Below are 16090 nucleotides of genomic sequence, written 5' to 3'. Positions count from 1 at the left end.
ACAGTACACCACAGGAGGCTGGACCATGGAGAAGAATGAACTGCCGGATCTGGTGATGGATGGGGTCAACACGGCTGCCGGAGGCAGATATAACAAAGTGAATATCAACGGCGTCAGCAAGATTAACGGAGCGCTCAGCGCACATATCTATAGCTGTGACGGCGTAATGAAGCTGAACGGCGACCTCGCGGCGGAAGAGATGGAGATGGACGGAACCCTCAATCTGAAGGGCAATCTGCAGGTTGGTGAAATGAAGCTGAATGGAGTAGTCAACGGAGAAGGCAGTCTGCGGGGAGAGCGCTGTGTAATGGACGGCATGCTGAAGCTGAAGGGCAATTGTGAGCTGGAGGAGCTGACCGGTGAAGGGGTATTCACGGTGGGTGGCCTGCTGAGTGCGGGCCGGATGGAGTTCGGGCTACAGGGTCAGTCTGAGGCAGGGGAGATTGGCGTGGAGAGCCTGGTGATCCGCAAAAAAGGTAACGCGGCCTGGGGCAGACTGCTCGGCGGAATGATCCCCAAGCTCAAAATCGGGCTGCGGGCCAAGCTCATCGAGGGAGATACGCTAGACCTGGAATACACGAGTGCAGATGTAGTGAGGGGCGGTACGGTCATTATCGGGCAGGGCTGCTCGATTGGCCGGGTGGAGTATAGAACGGGACTGACTGTACATCCCGGTGCCCAGGTGGGAAAGGAGGAGAAGACCGGTGAATGAAGCGGTAGAACGCCATGATCTGAAGATACTCGGGACGTCGAGCTCTGTCGGCGGAGTTTTTAAGGATGTCAAGGTGACGGGAGAATGTACCTTTAGCGGGGATGTGGACTGCCATAAGCTTGCGCAGACCGGAGAGGTAGCGGTTGAAGGAAATCTTCGGGTACAGGATATCAAAATCACCGGGGAGTGCAAGGTGAAGGGCCGGGTAGACGCAGCCAGCCTGCGCGGACAAGGAGAGCTTACGGCAGGCGGCGGGCTGCGGATTGAGGATATCAAGCTGACCGGCGGGATCATAGTTACGGGCGATTGTGAAGCAGAGCAGGTGCAGATTACCGGAGTCCTGGAGGTCAGCGGACTATTAAATGCGGAGAGGCTCGACCTGACGTTATTCGGCCCCTGTAGGGCGGATACAGTCGGCGGCGGCAGCATCTCCATCAAGCGCAGCCGTTCCGGCGCGTTGCTCAGACCCGGGAAGAAGATGAGCTTCGCGGCCCGGCTGATTGAAGGAGATCGGATCGAGCTTCAGCATACGCAGGCGCAGACCGTCCGGGGCGGAAGCGTTGTGATCGGGCCCGGCTGCGATATTGAGACGGTGGAGTACCGGGAGTTGCTGGAGGTGCATAAGAGCTCAACGGTAAGGAATGCGGTGAAAATGTAGCGTTAATCCTGCCGGGCGGCCTTGAACCGCAGCACGGTCCGCAGCTTCTCCGGGCGGGCACGCCTGGCATCTGAGATATAGATTTCGCGGTGCAGGTGAGACTCCCGCAGCAGGCCCTGAGCAGAGCAGAATTGCTCCATTCTGGCGAAGCTGTGCGGTTCATCATCATAGGGGCCGATATGCAGCATTTGTACACTCAGGCCGTCTTCGATGCGGGCGAAGACGGCCTTGTCCAGCAGAGGGTGCGGCTTGCTGCGCTTGACCTGCTCCAGCACTTCTGCAGCAAGCAGGGGGGTCAGGAAATCCGGTTGGCGGATCATTAATGTGTACACCAGCTCGTTCTTATCAAGAGCGGCTAAGCGGCGTCCGGCTTCGCTGAGATCCCATACCCCTTCCAGCGGGAAGACGGTGTAGTCGTAGTAGCCTTCGGGTGCGGGACCTTTTCTCGGCAGCATCTTGACTGCGTAGGACAAGGAATACAGCACAGCGACTGCTTCTGCGAAGGCACTTCCGTTGGGATTGCCTTCACCCCGCAGGGTGAAATAAGGGAAGGCGGGTACCTGAATCAGCCCCGGTTCGGAGGGGGGCAGATATAGGGCCTTGTCTTCTTTTCTCCATTCGAATTTCATATGGGTCACCTCAGTTCATAGGATTGTGCTGCATTCAGCATAGCATGCGAACCGGACAGGTGTATGTCAGGTTGGCGGCGGCTGAAGAGCAGTAGTACATAGAAAGAGTATTTAGTAGAGGAGGATTTATGTTGAGCGGAACGATGGAATGCGTGGTTGCTGCGAAGGCGGCACTCGGAGAAGGTCCCCATTGGGATCACAAGAAGGGCAGATTGTACTGGATGGATGTTGACAGCAATGAATTACATCTGTATGACCCTGGTAAGGGGACGGATGATATTCATTCCTTTGAGCGAAAGGTAAGTGCAGCTGTACCGGCGGAGCGCGGCGGCTGGATTCTGACGATGGAGGACGGGATCTACAGATATATGGAGCATCAGCCTGTGGAGCTGCTGGCAGCGGTGGAGACCGGAATTCCCGGTAACCGGCTGAATGATGCCAAATGCGACAGCCGTGGACGCTTGTGGTTCGGCTCGATGAACAGAAGGTTTGCGGGAAGAGAGGGCAGCCTGTATGTAATGGAATCCGCTGGTGAGGTCCGGCAGGTGTTGACTGGGATCGGCATCTCCAACGGCTTGGCCTGGAACGACAGCTTGGGGGTCATGTATTACATTGACACGTTGACCAAGGGGATCGATGTAATGGATTATTCGCTGGCAGACGGCTCGGTAAGCGGGCGCCGGACGGTCATCCGGTTGGCGGAAGGCGAAGGCTGGCCGGATGGGATGACGATCGACTGTGAAGGCATGCTCTGGGTTGCCCATTGGCGCGGGGGCTGTATCTCACGGTGGAATCCCCATACAGGCGAGCAGTTGGAGAAAATCGAGGTTCCGTCGCATTATGTAACCTCCTGTACCTTCGGCGGCGGGAATTTGGACGAACTGTACATCACTACGGCACGCGGATACATGAGTGCAGAAGAGCAGGAACGCTGGCCGCAGGCGGGCGGATTGTTCCGGTTCAAGCCTGGAGTGAGGGGCCGGGAGGCTAATCGGGCGGCTTTTTAGGTGAAGGTAGGCGGGCGGGTCGCTTGCCCTAGTAGAGCATCAGTCTTTAAATTGTGGTTGGGCATGATGAGGCCTGAAGGGTTAAAATAGTGAAGTAGAAATACAAGCGGAGTTGTTTATAAGGCGGATATTCTGCCTGTGAGCAGCTCTTTTTATGTTGCATAAAATCATGTGATCCGGGTGCAACAGCGGCCGGAAGTCCAAATGTTCACCACAGCGACGACCAAGCATCGAGTTAAAGCCTGAAGTGCATGCCTTTTTATTTTCAGAATAAACAAAATATGGTATTGTATCTATATATTGAAACGCTTTCACGAAGAGCGGTGAGAAAGACGGAACCCGGTATCCATCATTATTCCTATCAAAAGCAAGGAGGACTTCGATGATTAAGGCTGTTGTCGTAGACGATGAGCGTCTGGTGCGCAAGGGTTTCATCTCACTGCTGGATTGGCCGTCCTTCGGGGTGGTGATTACCGGAGAGGCCAGAGACGGGCATGCGGCACTGGAGCTGCTGCGCGAGCAGGAGACGGATCTGTTGTTCGTGGATCTATCGCTGCCGGGGATGACCGGGTTCGAGCTGATCCGAGAGGTGAGGCTGCGGTATCCCGCGGTACGGTGCGTGGTGCTGACCTGCCATCATGAATTCGATGATGTGCAGGAGGCGCTACGGCTGGGAGCGGTGGATTACATTGTCAAAACGCTGCTGGAGCCGGAGAATGCCGATGAAATTATCCGCAGACTGGTGGAGCGGATCAGGTGGGAGGACGGAAACAAGAGCACCCCTTCAAAAGCAGAGCAAAAAGTAATCGCTGAGGACAAAGCGCTGCTATATGTGCCGCTTACGCCGGAACTGAAGGAAGAGCAGCTGTACGCGCTGTCTCTGGTGAGAAATTCCACGCTGCATGCTGTGCCGGGGATGTGGCTGTCTCCGCTGCCGTATCCTGTGGATGCAGCACGGATCGGAGGAGAGCTGGGAGCGGTGCTTGGGACAAGCTGGACAGCGGCGCTGCTGGAGGGGGTGCGCGGTCAGCCGCTGAAGAGAATCGCTGCGGTGCTGGAACAGTCAGCCCGGCAGGCGCTGTTCTATGCGGCGGGCGGCCAGGCGCTCCCGAGGCTGCACTATGGTGAACTGCAGGCGCTGGCCGCGCGGCAACGGCCGGAGACGGGCGTCCCTTCCGCGCTGGTACAGGCGCAGAATCTACGCTGGACGCTGGAGCGGAGAGAATGGGATCTGTTCCTCAGCGGGGTTGCGATGCAGCAGCCGGACCCTACGGCAGTGGCGGACTTTGGCCAAGAGCTGCTGCGGGGCTGGAGCCGGCTGCTGCTTACGGCGGAGGAAGCGCAACAGCTCGCGCTGGCGGCAGAGTGCAACCGGCACTGGCGGCACTGGCAAGTCTGGCTGCATCAGTTCACGGGGTATGTCCAGCGCCGGATGATTGAGCTGGGCCTGAGTCAAGAGGTGATGCTCTGCCTGATCAGCGCTGTGCGTTATATGAAGAGCCATGCTGGCGATAAAATCAATCAGGGCGATGTTGCCGCTGCTATCCATATGAGCCGCGGCTATTTCAGCCGGTGCTTCGCCCGCTTTGCCGGTGAGACTTTCGGGGAGTGCCTGCGGCGCATGCGCCTGGAGCTGGCGAAAGCACTGCTGCTGGAGACCCCTGTCCCGGTATGTGAAATTGCCTGCAGGTCCGGCTTCGGGGATGACCGTTATTTCAGCAAGCTGTTCCGGGAGCATGTCGGCAAGCTGCCGAGTGAATTCCGCGCAGAAGGCCAGCTTCAAGGCGCCTTATTTGCGGCTGAACACGGGGGACAGCAGTGACTGCTGGATTTTCTCTACTTAATGAATACGCTCAGCCCTGCCCGTTCAGCCGGTCTGAGTTACGGGTGACCTTATGGAGCAGATCTATCAGCGTATCCAGCTCACTCTCGGTGAGGTCCATGGACAGCTCGCGGTTGAAGTCATCCAGCAGCGCCTGGAAGGCGGGGGCGAAATCGAGCGCCTTGGGAGTTGGATACAACAGGAAGGAGCGTCGGTCGGTCGGATCTGTCCGGCGCTCAATATATCCCGAGGCCTCCAAAAGCTTGACGGAGCGTGTAGTTGTCGCTTTATCGCATTTAATCCGGCTGGTCATCTGATCCTGGGTGATCCCCGGATGACTCAGCACCAGCTTTAAGAAGCTATGCTGGCCTCCGCTGCCGATGCCGTAGGGAAGCAGCTCCTTGGCCAGTATTTTTTGGTTCTGACGGTGAAGATGGGAGATCAGCTTCCCGATGGGTTCTTTATTTGAAGTCACAATGGACACCTCGCTGAGGATTATAACGGCAGCCTGCCTAAGGCATACCGCCCTGTCTCAGATCTTACCGTAATTTTGTTGCGCACGCAACTAATTTGCAGTACACTGTGAAGGATTAGTTTGTTGCGTGTGCAACTAGATTACATTGGATACAAGAGGGTGTTAGTGGATGAGCAGCTTAGAGGCGACCTATCAGGAGGATGCCGGGATACAGAAGAAGCGCTGGCTGATTCTGATCGTTCTTAACTTGTTTACTTTTATGTCTACACTGGACGGAAGTATTGTGAATATTGCGCTGCCGGTGCTGGTGAAGGAGCTGGCACTGCCGGTGGCCCAGGTAGAATGGGTGACAACCGGGTATTTGATGGCGATCTGTTCAGTGATTCTGTTCTTCGGGAAGCTGGGGGACATCGCCGGCAAAATAAAGATGTTCAAGCTGGGTATGGTCGTCTTCACCATTGGCTCTCTGCTCTGCGGATTAAGCCACAGCCTGCCGCTGCTCATTGCTTCGCGTGTAGTGCAGGCGGTCGGTGCTTCGATGACCATGGCGAACAGCCAGGGCATTGTTACGGATATTTTCCCGTCTACGGAACGCGGCAAGGCTCTCGGCTTGATTGGAACCTTCGTGTCTCTCGGCAGTATAGCGGGGCCAAGCCTAGGCGGAATTATCGTATCGTCGATGGGCTGGGAGTATATTTTTTGGGTGAATGTGCCGATTGGAATTCTGGCGATTGCGCTGGGCTGGAAGGTACTGCCGAAGGATCTGGTACGCGTGAAGTCAGGGATTGATGCTCCCGGCAGCCTGCTGTTTGCTGTCTTCATTGTCTCTCTGTTCGCCGGACTTCTGCTCGGCCAGCAGCTTGGATACGGGGATGCCCGGATCATTGCCGCTCTCTCCGCTGCGGTTATTACCTTCATCGTCTTCCTGATCGTGGAGCTGCGCAGCGCCCAGCCGCTGCTTCAACTGGGCCTGTTCAAGAATCCCTTGTTCTCACTGAGTATATTCTGTGCTTTTCTGGTGTTCGTCTCGAACTTCTGCTTCAATATTATCGCGCCGTTTTATGCGCAGAATATGCTGAACATGTCCCCTTTTGATGCAGGCTTCCTGCTGATGCTCTACCCGATCTGCATGGTGATAGTCGCTCCGTTAAGCGGGGCATTGTCGGACAAAATCGGTTCGGAGCTGCTCACCTTCGCAGGGCTGATCGTGATGGTGGTTGCCCAGTTCGGGCTGGCCCGGCTGCATGAAGGCAGTCCGGTTATGCTGGTCGGCGTCTGGATCGCCATGCTTGGCATCGGCAGCGGGATGTTCGGCTCACCGAACAACTCGCTGATTATGTCCACGGTGCCGCGAACACAGCTAGGCTCGGCAGGCAGCGTGAATTCGCTGGTCCGTAATGTGGGGATGGTCGTCGGAATTACCTTAGCCACCTCGATTCTGTTCAATGTAATGAGCAGCAAGGCCGGCTACCGGGTAACCGGGCTGGTAGAAGGACGTCCGGAGCTGTTCCTCTCGGGGATGCATGCAGTCTTCCTGGCTTCGTCTGGGATCTGCCTGTTATCGGCGCTCCTGACCGGTTGGCGGCTGTTCTCCTCGCGCAGGGCCAAGAGCCTGAGCGCATAACATGAATAAACGGCAGGGCTGCGGAATTTCGCTGTCCTGCTTTTATTGTGTCACAATCTCCGGCTCTATCTTGTCTACAGTTATGAAGAGCAATACAACCATAATGGAGGCGACCTAATTTGAGTCTAAGAATGAATTATCGTGAGGTTAACGGCCCGGCATTCCGGGCAATGATGGCGCTGGAGCAGCATGCAGGAAGCCGCAGCAAGGATAAGGTGTTGTATGAGCTGGTTAAAATAAGGGTCTCCCAGATCAACGGCTGTGCGTTCTGTCTGGATATGCACGGCAAGGATCTGATGAAGCTGGGCAACTATGCCGATCATATTCTGCTGCTGAGTGTGTGGCGCGAAGCGCCGTTGTTCAGTGCGAAGGAACGTGTGCTGCTGGAATTCGCCGAGCAGGTCACGCTGATCAGCGAAGCTGGCGTTCCGCTGGAGCTGTACCATAAGATGCTTACGCACTTTAACGAAGAGGAACTGGTAGACTGGATTATGGCGATCAATACGATCAACAGCTGGAACCGGATTGCCATTACAACCGGGATGTTCCCGGGCTGCTTCGGCTAACTTCGGTTAATGAAGCAGCCGGAATCGTAAGGAAGGGGGAGGCATGAAGTGGACAGGGGTAAAATAACGTCTCAGGCCAAGACACCTGCAGCGGAGAATCCCGGTATGGAGGAGCTGTATCAGAGCTATAAAGGCTATGCCTTCTCCATTGCCTACCGGATGCTTGGCGTGATTGCCGATGCAGAGGATGCGGTGCAGGATATGTTCGCCGAGCTGCAGCACCGGGACCGGAGCGGCATTCAGAATATCAAAGCCTATGTGGCCAAAGGCGTGACCAACCGCTGCCTCAATATGCTGAACTCGGCACGCAGCCGCAGAGAGACTTATATCGGAGAGTGGCTGCCTGAGCCGGTAAGCGAGGGATATGACGGCCCGGAAGCGGCGGCAGAACGCAAGGATAATCTGTCGTATGCTTTTCTGGTGCTGCTGGAGCGTCTGTCTCCCACGGAGCGTGCGGTATTCGTACTGCGGGAAGCCTTCGAATACGACTATGAAGCCATTGCCGGAATGGTAGGCAAGTCGGGCAGCAACTGCCGGCAGATCTTCAGCCGGGCCAAGCGTATCCTGCAGACAGAGCCGGCTTCCCGGTTACCCTCGCTCAGATATGGAGCAGTCACCGAGAATCTGCTGGTGCGCTTCACTGCCGCGTTCACCTCCTATGACGTAGGCGGCATGCTGGAGCTGCTGGGCGAGCATCCGGTACTGGTTGCCGACGGCGGTGGCCGTGAGGTGCATACCATTCTCCGGCCGATGACCGGCCGCCGGGGAGTTACTGCACTGCTGACCTCGAAGCGGGTTATGCACTATTTGCGGGAGTGGAAGCCTTCCTGCGGGCTGCTGAACGGCGAGCCGGGTCTGATCTTCACCGATCAGGGAGTGGTGAAGTGTGTGCTCTGCCTGAGTACGGATTCCAGCGGGGAACGGATTCAGAGCCTGTATCTTCTGATGGACCCTGCGAAGCTGTCCCATATTACCGTACCACCGGAGCCGCCGCAGCGCTGATTCCCGGCAACAACCAATAAGACACGTTTCCTTCCCGCTCAGGGAGAGTAACGTGTCTTATTGGTTGTTAAGGTTGATATGAAGAAGAATACAACTCACATCATCCGCGATGGAAGTCTTTTGCTCCAAGTGAAATTTAGGGATAGTTGTAGAACGTACACTTAAAACAGCGAAAATTCACACAAGTCACGTTTAAGTGTAGTCTGTACAACTAACTCTGCCTAAAAGTGTGAGTAGTAAGAAAAAACGGCCTTATACATGTACGATATACAACTAAACGCAGAATGGGTTGAAAATCAGGAGGTTTAGATGTACAGAATGCAATTAAGCCTGCATGCTCACTTAGTTCTTGAAGCTGTGAATCGGCGCGGGAATCCGTCCGCCACGGTTGACGAAGCCCGCACAATTGAACGGGTTGACAGCCATGACAGGAGCGTATCCGAGCAAGCCGCCGAATTCGACCATTTCACCGACGTCCTTGCCGATGACCGGAATGACGCGGACCGCTGTGGTCTTGTTGTTGACCATCCCGATGGCGGCTTCATCGGCAATGATGCCTGCGAGGGTCTCTTTGCTGGTGCTGCCGGGAATGGCAATCATGTCCAGGCCTACTGAGCAGACACAAGTCATGGCTTCGAGCTTCTCCAGCGTCAGCGCACCCCGCTGGACGGCCTGGATCATGCCGTGGTCTTCGCTGACCGGGATGAAGGCACCGCTTAAGCCGCCGACATAGGAGGAGGCCATGACTCCGCCTTTTTTGACATTGTCGTTAAGAATGGCGAGTGCTGCTGTGGTGCCGGGAGCCCCGGCTTCCTCCAGGCCCATGACCTGGAAGATCTCTGCGATAGAATCGCCGATCTCGGGCGTAGGGGCCAGCGACAGGTCGATGATGCCGAAGGGTACATTCAGCCGCTTGGAGGCTTCCTGCGCGACCAGCTGTCCGACACGGGTAACCTTGAAGGCTGTACGCTTGATCGTCTCGCACAGGGTTTCGAAGTCCTGTCCCTTGACCTCTTCCAGCGCCCGCTTGATCACACCCGGACCGCTCACGCCAACGTTAATCACACACTCCCGTTCGCCCACCCCGTGGAAGGCACCGGCCATGAACGGGTTATCCTCGACCGCATTGCAGAATACAACCAGCTTGGCACAGCCGATGGAGTCGCGGTCCTTGGTGCGCTCCGCCGTCTGGAGAATGATGTCGCCCATCAGCTTCACCGCGTCCATGTTGATGCCGCTGCGCGAGGAGCCGACGTTGACGGAGGAGCAGACTCTCTCGGTCACCGCCAGCGCTTCCGGGATACTGTCAATGAGAATCCGGTCGCCCTTCGTACAGCCCTTCTGCACCAGCGCAGAATACCCGCCGATGAAGTTGACGCCTACCTCCTTTGCAGCCTTGTCCAGAATCTGGGCGACAGGCACGTAGGTATCGGTATGTACAGCTCCCGCAGCAATCGAAATCGGCGTTACGGAGATCCGTTTGTTGACAATCGGCACCCCGAATTGGCGCTCCAGATCCTCGCCGGTCTTCACGAGCTTCTCGGCAGAGCGTGTAATTTTGTCATACACCTTCTGGTTGAACACCTTCATATCGGTATGGGCGCAGTCCATCAGGCTGATGCCCATCGTAATGGTGCGGACATCCAGGTTCATTTCCCGGATCATTTTATTCGTCTCCTGAACTTCTACTATCGAGATCACTAGCGCTCACTCCTCTCCTCGCCGGTTAAATCCGGTGCATAATATTGAAGATATCCTCATGCTGCAGCTTGATTTCCACACCGATGTCTTCCCCTACCTGCTGAAGCTCCTCCACAATCTCCTCGAAGGACTTGCTGGGGGCAGAGATGTCCACGATCATCATCATGTTGAAATAATCCTGCACAATCGTCTGGGAGATGTCCAGAATGTTCAGATTGTGCTCTGCGAGGTATGTACACACTTTGGCGATAATGCCTACCTTGTCTTTTCCGAGTACCGTAATAATCCCCTTCAATTGAAAAGCCTCCCGTTATCCATGGTCTGAAATCTTCGCTCATTGCCGCATTAACGGAATGAACGATTTTAATTATTATGTCAAATCAAGGATAGGTTATCAACCAAAGCTTTTGTGTCGGGCTGATCAGAGATTTGAGCCTGCATTTTCCTGAGCGTATAATAATGTTGACACTTGATGTGAAATATGATTTATTTGAGTTTTGAACGATAAGCTGGATATAAGGAGCTATTATGACAACGAGAAAATATAAAGAGCTGGTTGAAGAGCGCACGAGAGAAACTCTGCAGAAATGGTCGGAACAGTCAGCAGTCGAGGAGAAGGATATTTACCGTTTCCTGCATAATTTGAAGGGCACCTCGGGCACTGTGGGTCTCGATACCGTAGAGGCTTTCTCGGGTAATGCGCTGCTCTATTTCTCGGATGATAACCATAGAAGCTGGACGGAAGCAGAATGGGGCGATTATATCTATCCGGTGCTGGAGCTCTTTGACGAACCGGAATCGAAAGGCGCGGTGCCCCCGTTGACTCCCGGGATTACATTGTCCCACGGCAATGTCCACCAGCAGTACGAGATTCTGATCGTGGACGATGATGTGGAGCTGGTTGCTTTTTTGCGGGAATCGCTGGAGCGCCAGTCCTATTATGTCAGCATTGCGCTGTCGGCCGGACGCGGACTGAAGCTTTTTTATGAAACGAAGCCGGATTTGATCCTCCTTGATATTCTGCTGCCGGACCGCAGCGGGATCGATGTGCTGAAGCAGATTATCGGCAAAGCCAAGAAAGAGCGGATCCCGATCATTATCATCAGCGGCGAGCATTCTATTGAGGTTCAGAAGTATGCCTATTCGCTGGGTGTTATGGATTACATACAGAAGCCGGTGGACATCGATTTGTTCCTGGTGCTGATCAAGAACCGCTTTGAGCTGAAAAAGGAGTGGCAGGAATCGATCATTGTCGACGAGCTGACCGGGGCGTTCAACCGCAAGTACTTCAACCAGACGATGAAGCAGCTGATCGCCGATTTCAGACGGACAGGCCGGACCTTCTCCCTCGCTCTGCTGGATCTCGATCTGTTCAAGCAGGTTAATGATACTTACGGGCATCTGATGGGGGACGAGGTGCTGCAGAGCTTCTCGGAGCTGGTGAAGCAGTCCATCCGCACGGAGGATACCTTCTGCCGCTATGGTGGCGAGGAATTTGCCCTGTTCATGCCCAATACTCCTGCGGAGCAGGCGCTGCTTGTAATGGAGCGGATTCAGGAGGTCTTCGCGTCCCGGGAATTCCAGGCCAAACGTGAGAGCTTCCATGTTACCTTCTCCTGCGGAGTGACCGAGGTTAACGGAGAGGTGCAGGATGCCGATACATTAGTAGAGGAAGCGGATCTGGCGCTCTATGCCAGCAAGCATAACGGCAGGAACCAGAGTACCCTGTACAGCAAGGATCTGCTGCTGGGCCAGCGCGAGACGCTGCTTAATGTCATTATTGTGGATGATGATCCGCTGATCCGCAGAATGGTGACGACCCACTTCGCTGCCTGGCAGCCCGGGACTAACGCCAGAGTGAAGGTTATGAGTTACGCGGACGGCGCGCTTTTATTGAAATCGGACTGGTACGCTCCTGAAGAGAAGTATGTGATTCTGCTGGACGGCGTCATGCCGGGGCTTGACGGGCTTGAGGTGCTGGAGAAGATCCGCAGCGGCTATCCTGAGGTGAACATTCTCGTGATCATGCTGACCGGCCGCAATAACCAGCGGGATATTGTCCATGCGCTGCAGATGGGGGCGGATGATTATGTCATTAAGCCGTTCCATCTGCCGGAGCTGCTGACCCGGATTGAGCGTCTGGCCCACCGGTTTCTGTTCTAAATGCAATGCATCCCAAGCAGGGATGACTGAAAGGTGAGAGTGAGCTATGGTGCAAAAGGTACTGATTGTAGATGATGAAGAGGTTCTGCGCATGCTGATTGAGGATACGCTGGAGGATCTCGAGAATGTGGAGACCCATACTGCCGAGAATGGGGGCGAGGCGCTCGCCAGGCTGGCGGCAGAACCTTACGACCTGGTGATTCTGGATTACATGATGCCCGTCATGACAGGCATTGAAGTGCTGTGCGAGCTGGACGGGGAGCTGAAGAGCCGGACGCCGATTATGATGCTGACCGCCAAGGCACAGGAGATGGACCGTAACCGGGCCAGGGAGGCGGGAGCCCGTTATTTCATGCCCAAGCCGTTCAGCCCGATGGAGCTGCTGCAGCTCGTGGAGGATATTCTGAGTGAGAAACCTTAAGCTTAAAGGCCGGAGCATCAAAACGAAATATTACCGGATTCTTCTGCTGCTTTTCGTTGCCATTATGGCTGGAGGAATCGGGCTTGTCTTCTATATCAATGCCCAGCAGGAACAGCTGGATCAGAAACGTGAAGTGCTGCAACATAAGACGGCGACGATCAACGAGCTGGCGGTGACGCTAAGCGAGGTCTTTTTCCGGGCGAGAGGTTATGTGGCTACTCAGAGTGAGAACGAGCTTGTGCTGCTGAACGCTGCGGTTAAGGGGCTTGATGGCATTTTGGAGCAGTATTCCTCCCTGAAGCTGTCGGCTGAAGAAGTCCGGTACAGAGATGACCTCAAGGTCTTCTATGAACAGTACAAGAGCCAGACCCTGCCTGAAGTGATGCTCTTAGTGAAGAATAATGATTACGAGGGAATCCGAAACCTGTCCCAAAGCGGCAGTACCCGGGCTGTGAACGAATTCCTGAGCTACACGAAGCAATTCAAAGCCAATTCGGATGCGCTGCTGAATGAGCTGAACTCCCGCTCCATCAGGCAGGCGGATACGTTCACTTTTGTTGCTTTTCTGCTTAGCACCCTGCTGTTGCTGTTCTTCACGCTGCTGATCTGGCGGATGCTCAAAATTATCATCGATCCGATTGTGAAGCTGGAGGAAGCAACGAATTCGCTGGCGGCCGGTGATGCGGTTCTGCTCGGTAAGCTGCATAAGCAGGATGAGATCGGGCGGCTCTATGAGGCCTTTCTGAATATGGCTCATAGCATCCAGGATAAAGAGGAAGAGCTCATGATGCAGAATGAAGAGCTGCACGCCCAGCAGGACGAGCTGCAGGATCAGCAGTACAGACTGGAGCGGTCACTCAGTGAAATCGAGAGCATGATGAAGGCGCTGAATCAGACCTCTGCTGTCGGCATTCTGTCGAACAAAGGCGTGTTCACTTACGCGAACGATAATCTGAGCGTCTACACAGGGTACAAGAGCTCCGAGGTTATCGGATACACCTACCGGTTGTTTGAGCTGCATAATATTTCGGAATCACAGGTGGAGCAGATGATCCGCAAGCTATCGACCGGCGGAGTGTGGAGCGGAGAGACGGAGCTGAAGGCCAAGGAAGGTTCGCCGCTCTGGCTGCAGCTGACAATCATGCCTTATCTGAACGATGAAGGCCAGATCTACCAGTATATCCTGATTGCTAATAACGTCACCTCGATGAAGAATGTGCAGCAGGAGCTGGCGGAGACGCTGAAAAGCACGGAGCAGACATCCATGATGCTGGAGCTTAACAATCAGCTGAATCATGAGATCACCTATACGCTGGACAAGCAGGAATTTGCCGACAAGTTCAACCAATTCATGAACCGTCTGTACTCGTTCGACTCCAGTCTTTTTCTGCTGGTCAAGGATAAGATAGCGGTGGTCAAAGGGGTTCCGCCGGAGAATGTAGAGCGGTACATCGGTGAGGGCAGCAAGGAGATTCTGTACCGCCTGAGCGTGGAAAAGTCGTACATGGTGAAGCGGGTGGGCTCTGTCAGAGAGCAGGGAATCTCCGCCAATGAGGTGTATTGTTACGACTACTATACGACTGTGGTGAATGCGGAGGATGAGATTCTGGCAGTCTTCTGCGGAACCCGCATCGGGCATCCGTTCACGGAGGAAGAGACCGACGAAATCCAGGGGATGATGAACCGGGTCGCCCTGGCCATTGAACGCCTGTTCATGTACGAGGAGATTGAGAATGGCCGCAAGCTGAATCAGGATATTGTGAACAATGTCAATGAGGGCATCCAGTTCGTTGGCACGGACGGCGTCATTCAGCACATCAACAAGGCGCTCAGCCAACTGTTCAGCTATGAGGACTGGACGGAAGGCATGCTGATTCCCAAGGAGCGCTGGATGGAGCATTTCACCCTCCGGGTGAATGAATCGGAAGAGCTGGGTCGTTTTTACCAGAAGGCGATGTCCGAGCATACCACTGACTCCAGTGCGATGAAGTATTCTATCGGCAAGGAAGACATGAAGCATGTGGATGCCTATGCCATACCGGTCTTCCGCCGGGAGGTCCGGGTGGGGACGCTGTTCGTCCACCGGGACATTACCCGTGAGTATGAGCTGGATCTGATGAAGTCGGAGCTGGTCAGCACCGTCAGCCATGAGCTGCGGACGCCGCTGTCGAGTGTACTGGGTTTCACGGAGCTGCTCTTGTCCAAAACGATGAAGCCGGAGAAGCAGCTGAAATATCTGGAGACGATTCATAAGGAAGCCAAGCGTCTGACGGAGCTGATTAACGACTTCCTGGACCTGCAGCGGATGGAGTCCGGCACACAGCTGTATAATGTGGAGAAGGTGAACCTTAGCGAGACGGTCCTGAGTGTCATCGATCAGTACAAGCTGAGCGGCACCCACCATATTCTGCTGGAGGACGAGGCGCTGAATCCCGAGGTTGAGGTAGACAAGGATAAGATTATCCAGGTGCTGACCAACCTGCTGAGCAATGCGATCAAGTTCTCGCCGGGCGCAGGTGAGATTAAGGTCATGCTTCATAACGAACCGGGATCGATTATGGTACGGATTCAGGACCACGGACTCGGGATTCCGAAGAATCAGATCGGGCAGCTGTTCCAGAAATTCCGCCGAGTGGACAATAGTGCCTCCAAGCGGATTGGCGGTACAGGTCTCGGGCTGGCGATCTGCAAGGAGATTATTGAGAAGCAGAAGGGAATGATCGGGATTGAATCCGTGGAGGGCGAAGGCTCGACGGTATGGTTCCGTCTTCCGGTGATGCAGGCAGAGGCCGGCCACCCGGAGGAGGAACATTCGTTAAGATGGAGCGCTGGCAAGGAGCAGAAGCCGGATGTGATGATTGTGGAGGATGATTACAGCCTGTCATTGCTGCTCTCGGAGGAGCTGAAGGGCAAGGGCTTCCGGGTCACCCATCACTATCATCCGCAAAAAGCTTTTGACCAGGCTGTCAAAACGCCCTTCGTAGCGATCGTTGTCGATCTGATGCTGGGCGATGAGCTGGACGGCTGGGATCTGATCCGCATGCTCAAGAACGATCCCCGGACCGAGAAGGTGCCGATTGTCATCTCCTCGGCGCTGGATAAGGACGATAAGAGCATGATGGATAATGTGCAGAAATATTTGACCAAGCCCTATCCGCCCGGCGAGCTGTCGGGTACGCTTCAGGAGATTGTGGACATTCAACTGAAGACAGGCGAGGTGCTGTTCCCGGATAACGGTGAAGCCGGGCATGGAGCGGCGCTTGGTGAGGGTTAGAGTGAGTATCGAGTGAGTAATTAGTAGTGCTGAGTG

Annotated in this window: 14 protein-coding genes; 10 read left to right on the top strand and 4 right to left on the bottom strand. The window is 54.9% G+C overall.

What is annotated here, in order from left to right; genetic code table 11:
• Window positions 1–25: 25 nt before the first annotated feature.
• Both MKY86_RS18695 and MKY86_RS18690 read left to right on the top strand, forming a co-directional pair.
• On the top strand, window positions 26–712 hold the full coding sequence (locus tag MKY86_RS18695; protein WP_076079238.1) for a hypothetical protein: 687 nt from the start codon (window positions 26–28) through the stop codon (window positions 710–712).
• Entirely contained in the window at window positions 705–1370 is a 666-nt protein-coding gene (locus tag MKY86_RS18690; RefSeq protein WP_076079239.1) for a hypothetical protein, read from the top strand. The genes MKY86_RS18695 and MKY86_RS18690 overlap by 8 nt, the downstream gene beginning before the upstream one ends.
• Window positions 1371–1372: 2 nt before the next feature.
• Here MKY86_RS18690 and MKY86_RS18685 read toward each other — a convergent pair whose 3' ends face one another.
• The gene (locus MKY86_RS18685) at window positions 1373–1999 is read right to left on the bottom strand and encodes a GyrI-like domain-containing protein (RefSeq protein WP_076079240.1); all 627 of its coding nucleotides are present in this window, start codon (window positions 1997–1999) and stop codon (window positions 1373–1375) included.
• 131 nt (window positions 2000–2130) lie between these two features.
• Here MKY86_RS18685 and MKY86_RS18680 point away from each other — a divergent pair, with 131 nt between their 5' ends.
• Both MKY86_RS18680 and MKY86_RS18675 read left to right on the top strand, forming a co-directional pair.
• Complete coding sequence (locus MKY86_RS18680; protein ID WP_340827339.1) at window positions 2131–3006, top strand: SMP-30/gluconolactonase/LRE family protein; 876 nt, start codon at window positions 2131–2133, stop codon at window positions 3004–3006.
• A gap of 382 nt (window positions 3007–3388) precedes the next feature.
• A complete protein-coding gene (locus tag MKY86_RS18675) occupies window positions 3389–4828 on the top strand; it encodes a response regulator transcription factor (RefSeq protein ID WP_076079242.1) in 1440 nt (479 codons plus the stop codon).
• A gap of 31 nt (window positions 4829–4859) precedes the next feature.
• On the opposite strand, the gene MKY86_RS18670 is transcribed toward MKY86_RS18675, so the two are convergent.
• Complete coding sequence (locus tag MKY86_RS18670; protein ID WP_076079243.1) at window positions 4860–5303, bottom strand: MarR family winged helix-turn-helix transcriptional regulator; 444 nt, start codon at window positions 5301–5303, stop codon at window positions 4860–4862.
• Between the two features lie 169 nt (window positions 5304–5472).
• Here MKY86_RS18670 and MKY86_RS18665 point away from each other — a divergent pair, with 169 nt between their 5' ends.
• The 3 genes from MKY86_RS18665 to MKY86_RS18655 all read left to right on the top strand — a co-directional run bounded on the left by MKY86_RS18665 (window position 5473) and on the right by MKY86_RS18655 (window position 8495).
• Window positions 5473–6927, top strand: coding sequence for an MFS transporter (locus MKY86_RS18665; RefSeq protein ID WP_076079244.1), 1455 nt, complete (start codon window positions 5473–5475; stop codon window positions 6925–6927).
• 119 nt (window positions 6928–7046) lie between these two features.
• Window positions 7047–7493 (top strand): carboxymuconolactone decarboxylase family protein, encoded by a 447-nt coding sequence (locus tag MKY86_RS18660; RefSeq protein ID WP_076079245.1) that lies wholly within the window; start codon window positions 7047–7049, stop codon window positions 7491–7493.
• 105 nt (window positions 7494–7598) lie between these two features.
• A complete protein-coding gene (locus MKY86_RS18655) occupies window positions 7599–8495 on the top strand; it encodes a sigma-70 family RNA polymerase sigma factor (RefSeq protein ID WP_076079246.1) in 897 nt (298 codons plus the stop codon).
• 342 nt (window positions 8496–8837) lie between these two features.
• Here the strand turns inward: MKY86_RS18655 and MKY86_RS18650 are convergent, their stop codons facing one another.
• Together MKY86_RS18650 and MKY86_RS18645 are read right to left on the bottom strand one after the other, a co-directional pair.
• Window positions 8838–10196 carry a PFL family protein gene (locus MKY86_RS18650; RefSeq protein ID WP_036733006.1) on the bottom strand — a complete coding sequence of 453 codons (1359 nt, stop codon included), beginning with the start codon at window positions 10194–10196 and terminating at the stop codon, window positions 8838–8840.
• Window positions 10197–10221: 25 nt separating this feature from the next.
• A complete protein-coding gene (locus MKY86_RS18645; protein WP_036700808.1) occupies window positions 10222–10491 on the bottom strand; it encodes an ACT domain-containing protein in 270 nt (89 codons plus the stop codon).
• 233 nt (window positions 10492–10724) lie between these two features.
• Between MKY86_RS18645 and MKY86_RS18640 the strand changes: the two genes are divergently transcribed.
• The 3 genes from MKY86_RS18640 to MKY86_RS18630 are packed head-to-tail and all read left to right on the top strand — an operon-like array spanning window position 10725 to window position 16054.
• The gene (locus MKY86_RS18640) at window positions 10725–12359 is read left to right on the top strand and encodes a GGDEF domain-containing response regulator (RefSeq protein ID WP_076079247.1); all 1635 of its coding nucleotides are present in this window, start codon (window positions 10725–10727) and stop codon (window positions 12357–12359) included.
• Window positions 12360–12408: 49 nt separating this feature from the next.
• Complete coding sequence (locus tag MKY86_RS18635) at window positions 12409–12780, top strand: response regulator transcription factor (protein WP_076079258.1); 372 nt, start codon at window positions 12409–12411, stop codon at window positions 12778–12780.
• Window positions 12767–16054, top strand: a complete 3288-nt coding sequence (locus tag MKY86_RS18630) for an ATP-binding protein (RefSeq protein WP_076079248.1) — start codon at window positions 12767–12769, stop codon at window positions 16052–16054. The genes MKY86_RS18635 and MKY86_RS18630 overlap by 14 nt, the downstream gene beginning before the upstream one ends.
• The last annotated feature ends 36 nt before the right edge of the window (window positions 16055–16090 follow it).

The sequence above is a fragment of the Paenibacillus sp. FSL R7-0333 genome, from assembly GCF_038000365.1.
Lineage (GTDB): Bacteria > Bacillota > Bacilli > Paenibacillales > Paenibacillaceae > Paenibacillus_AQ > Paenibacillus_AQ silagei.
Note: the sequence above shows the minus strand (reverse complement) of the source record. Positions and strands in the feature narration are given on the sequence as shown.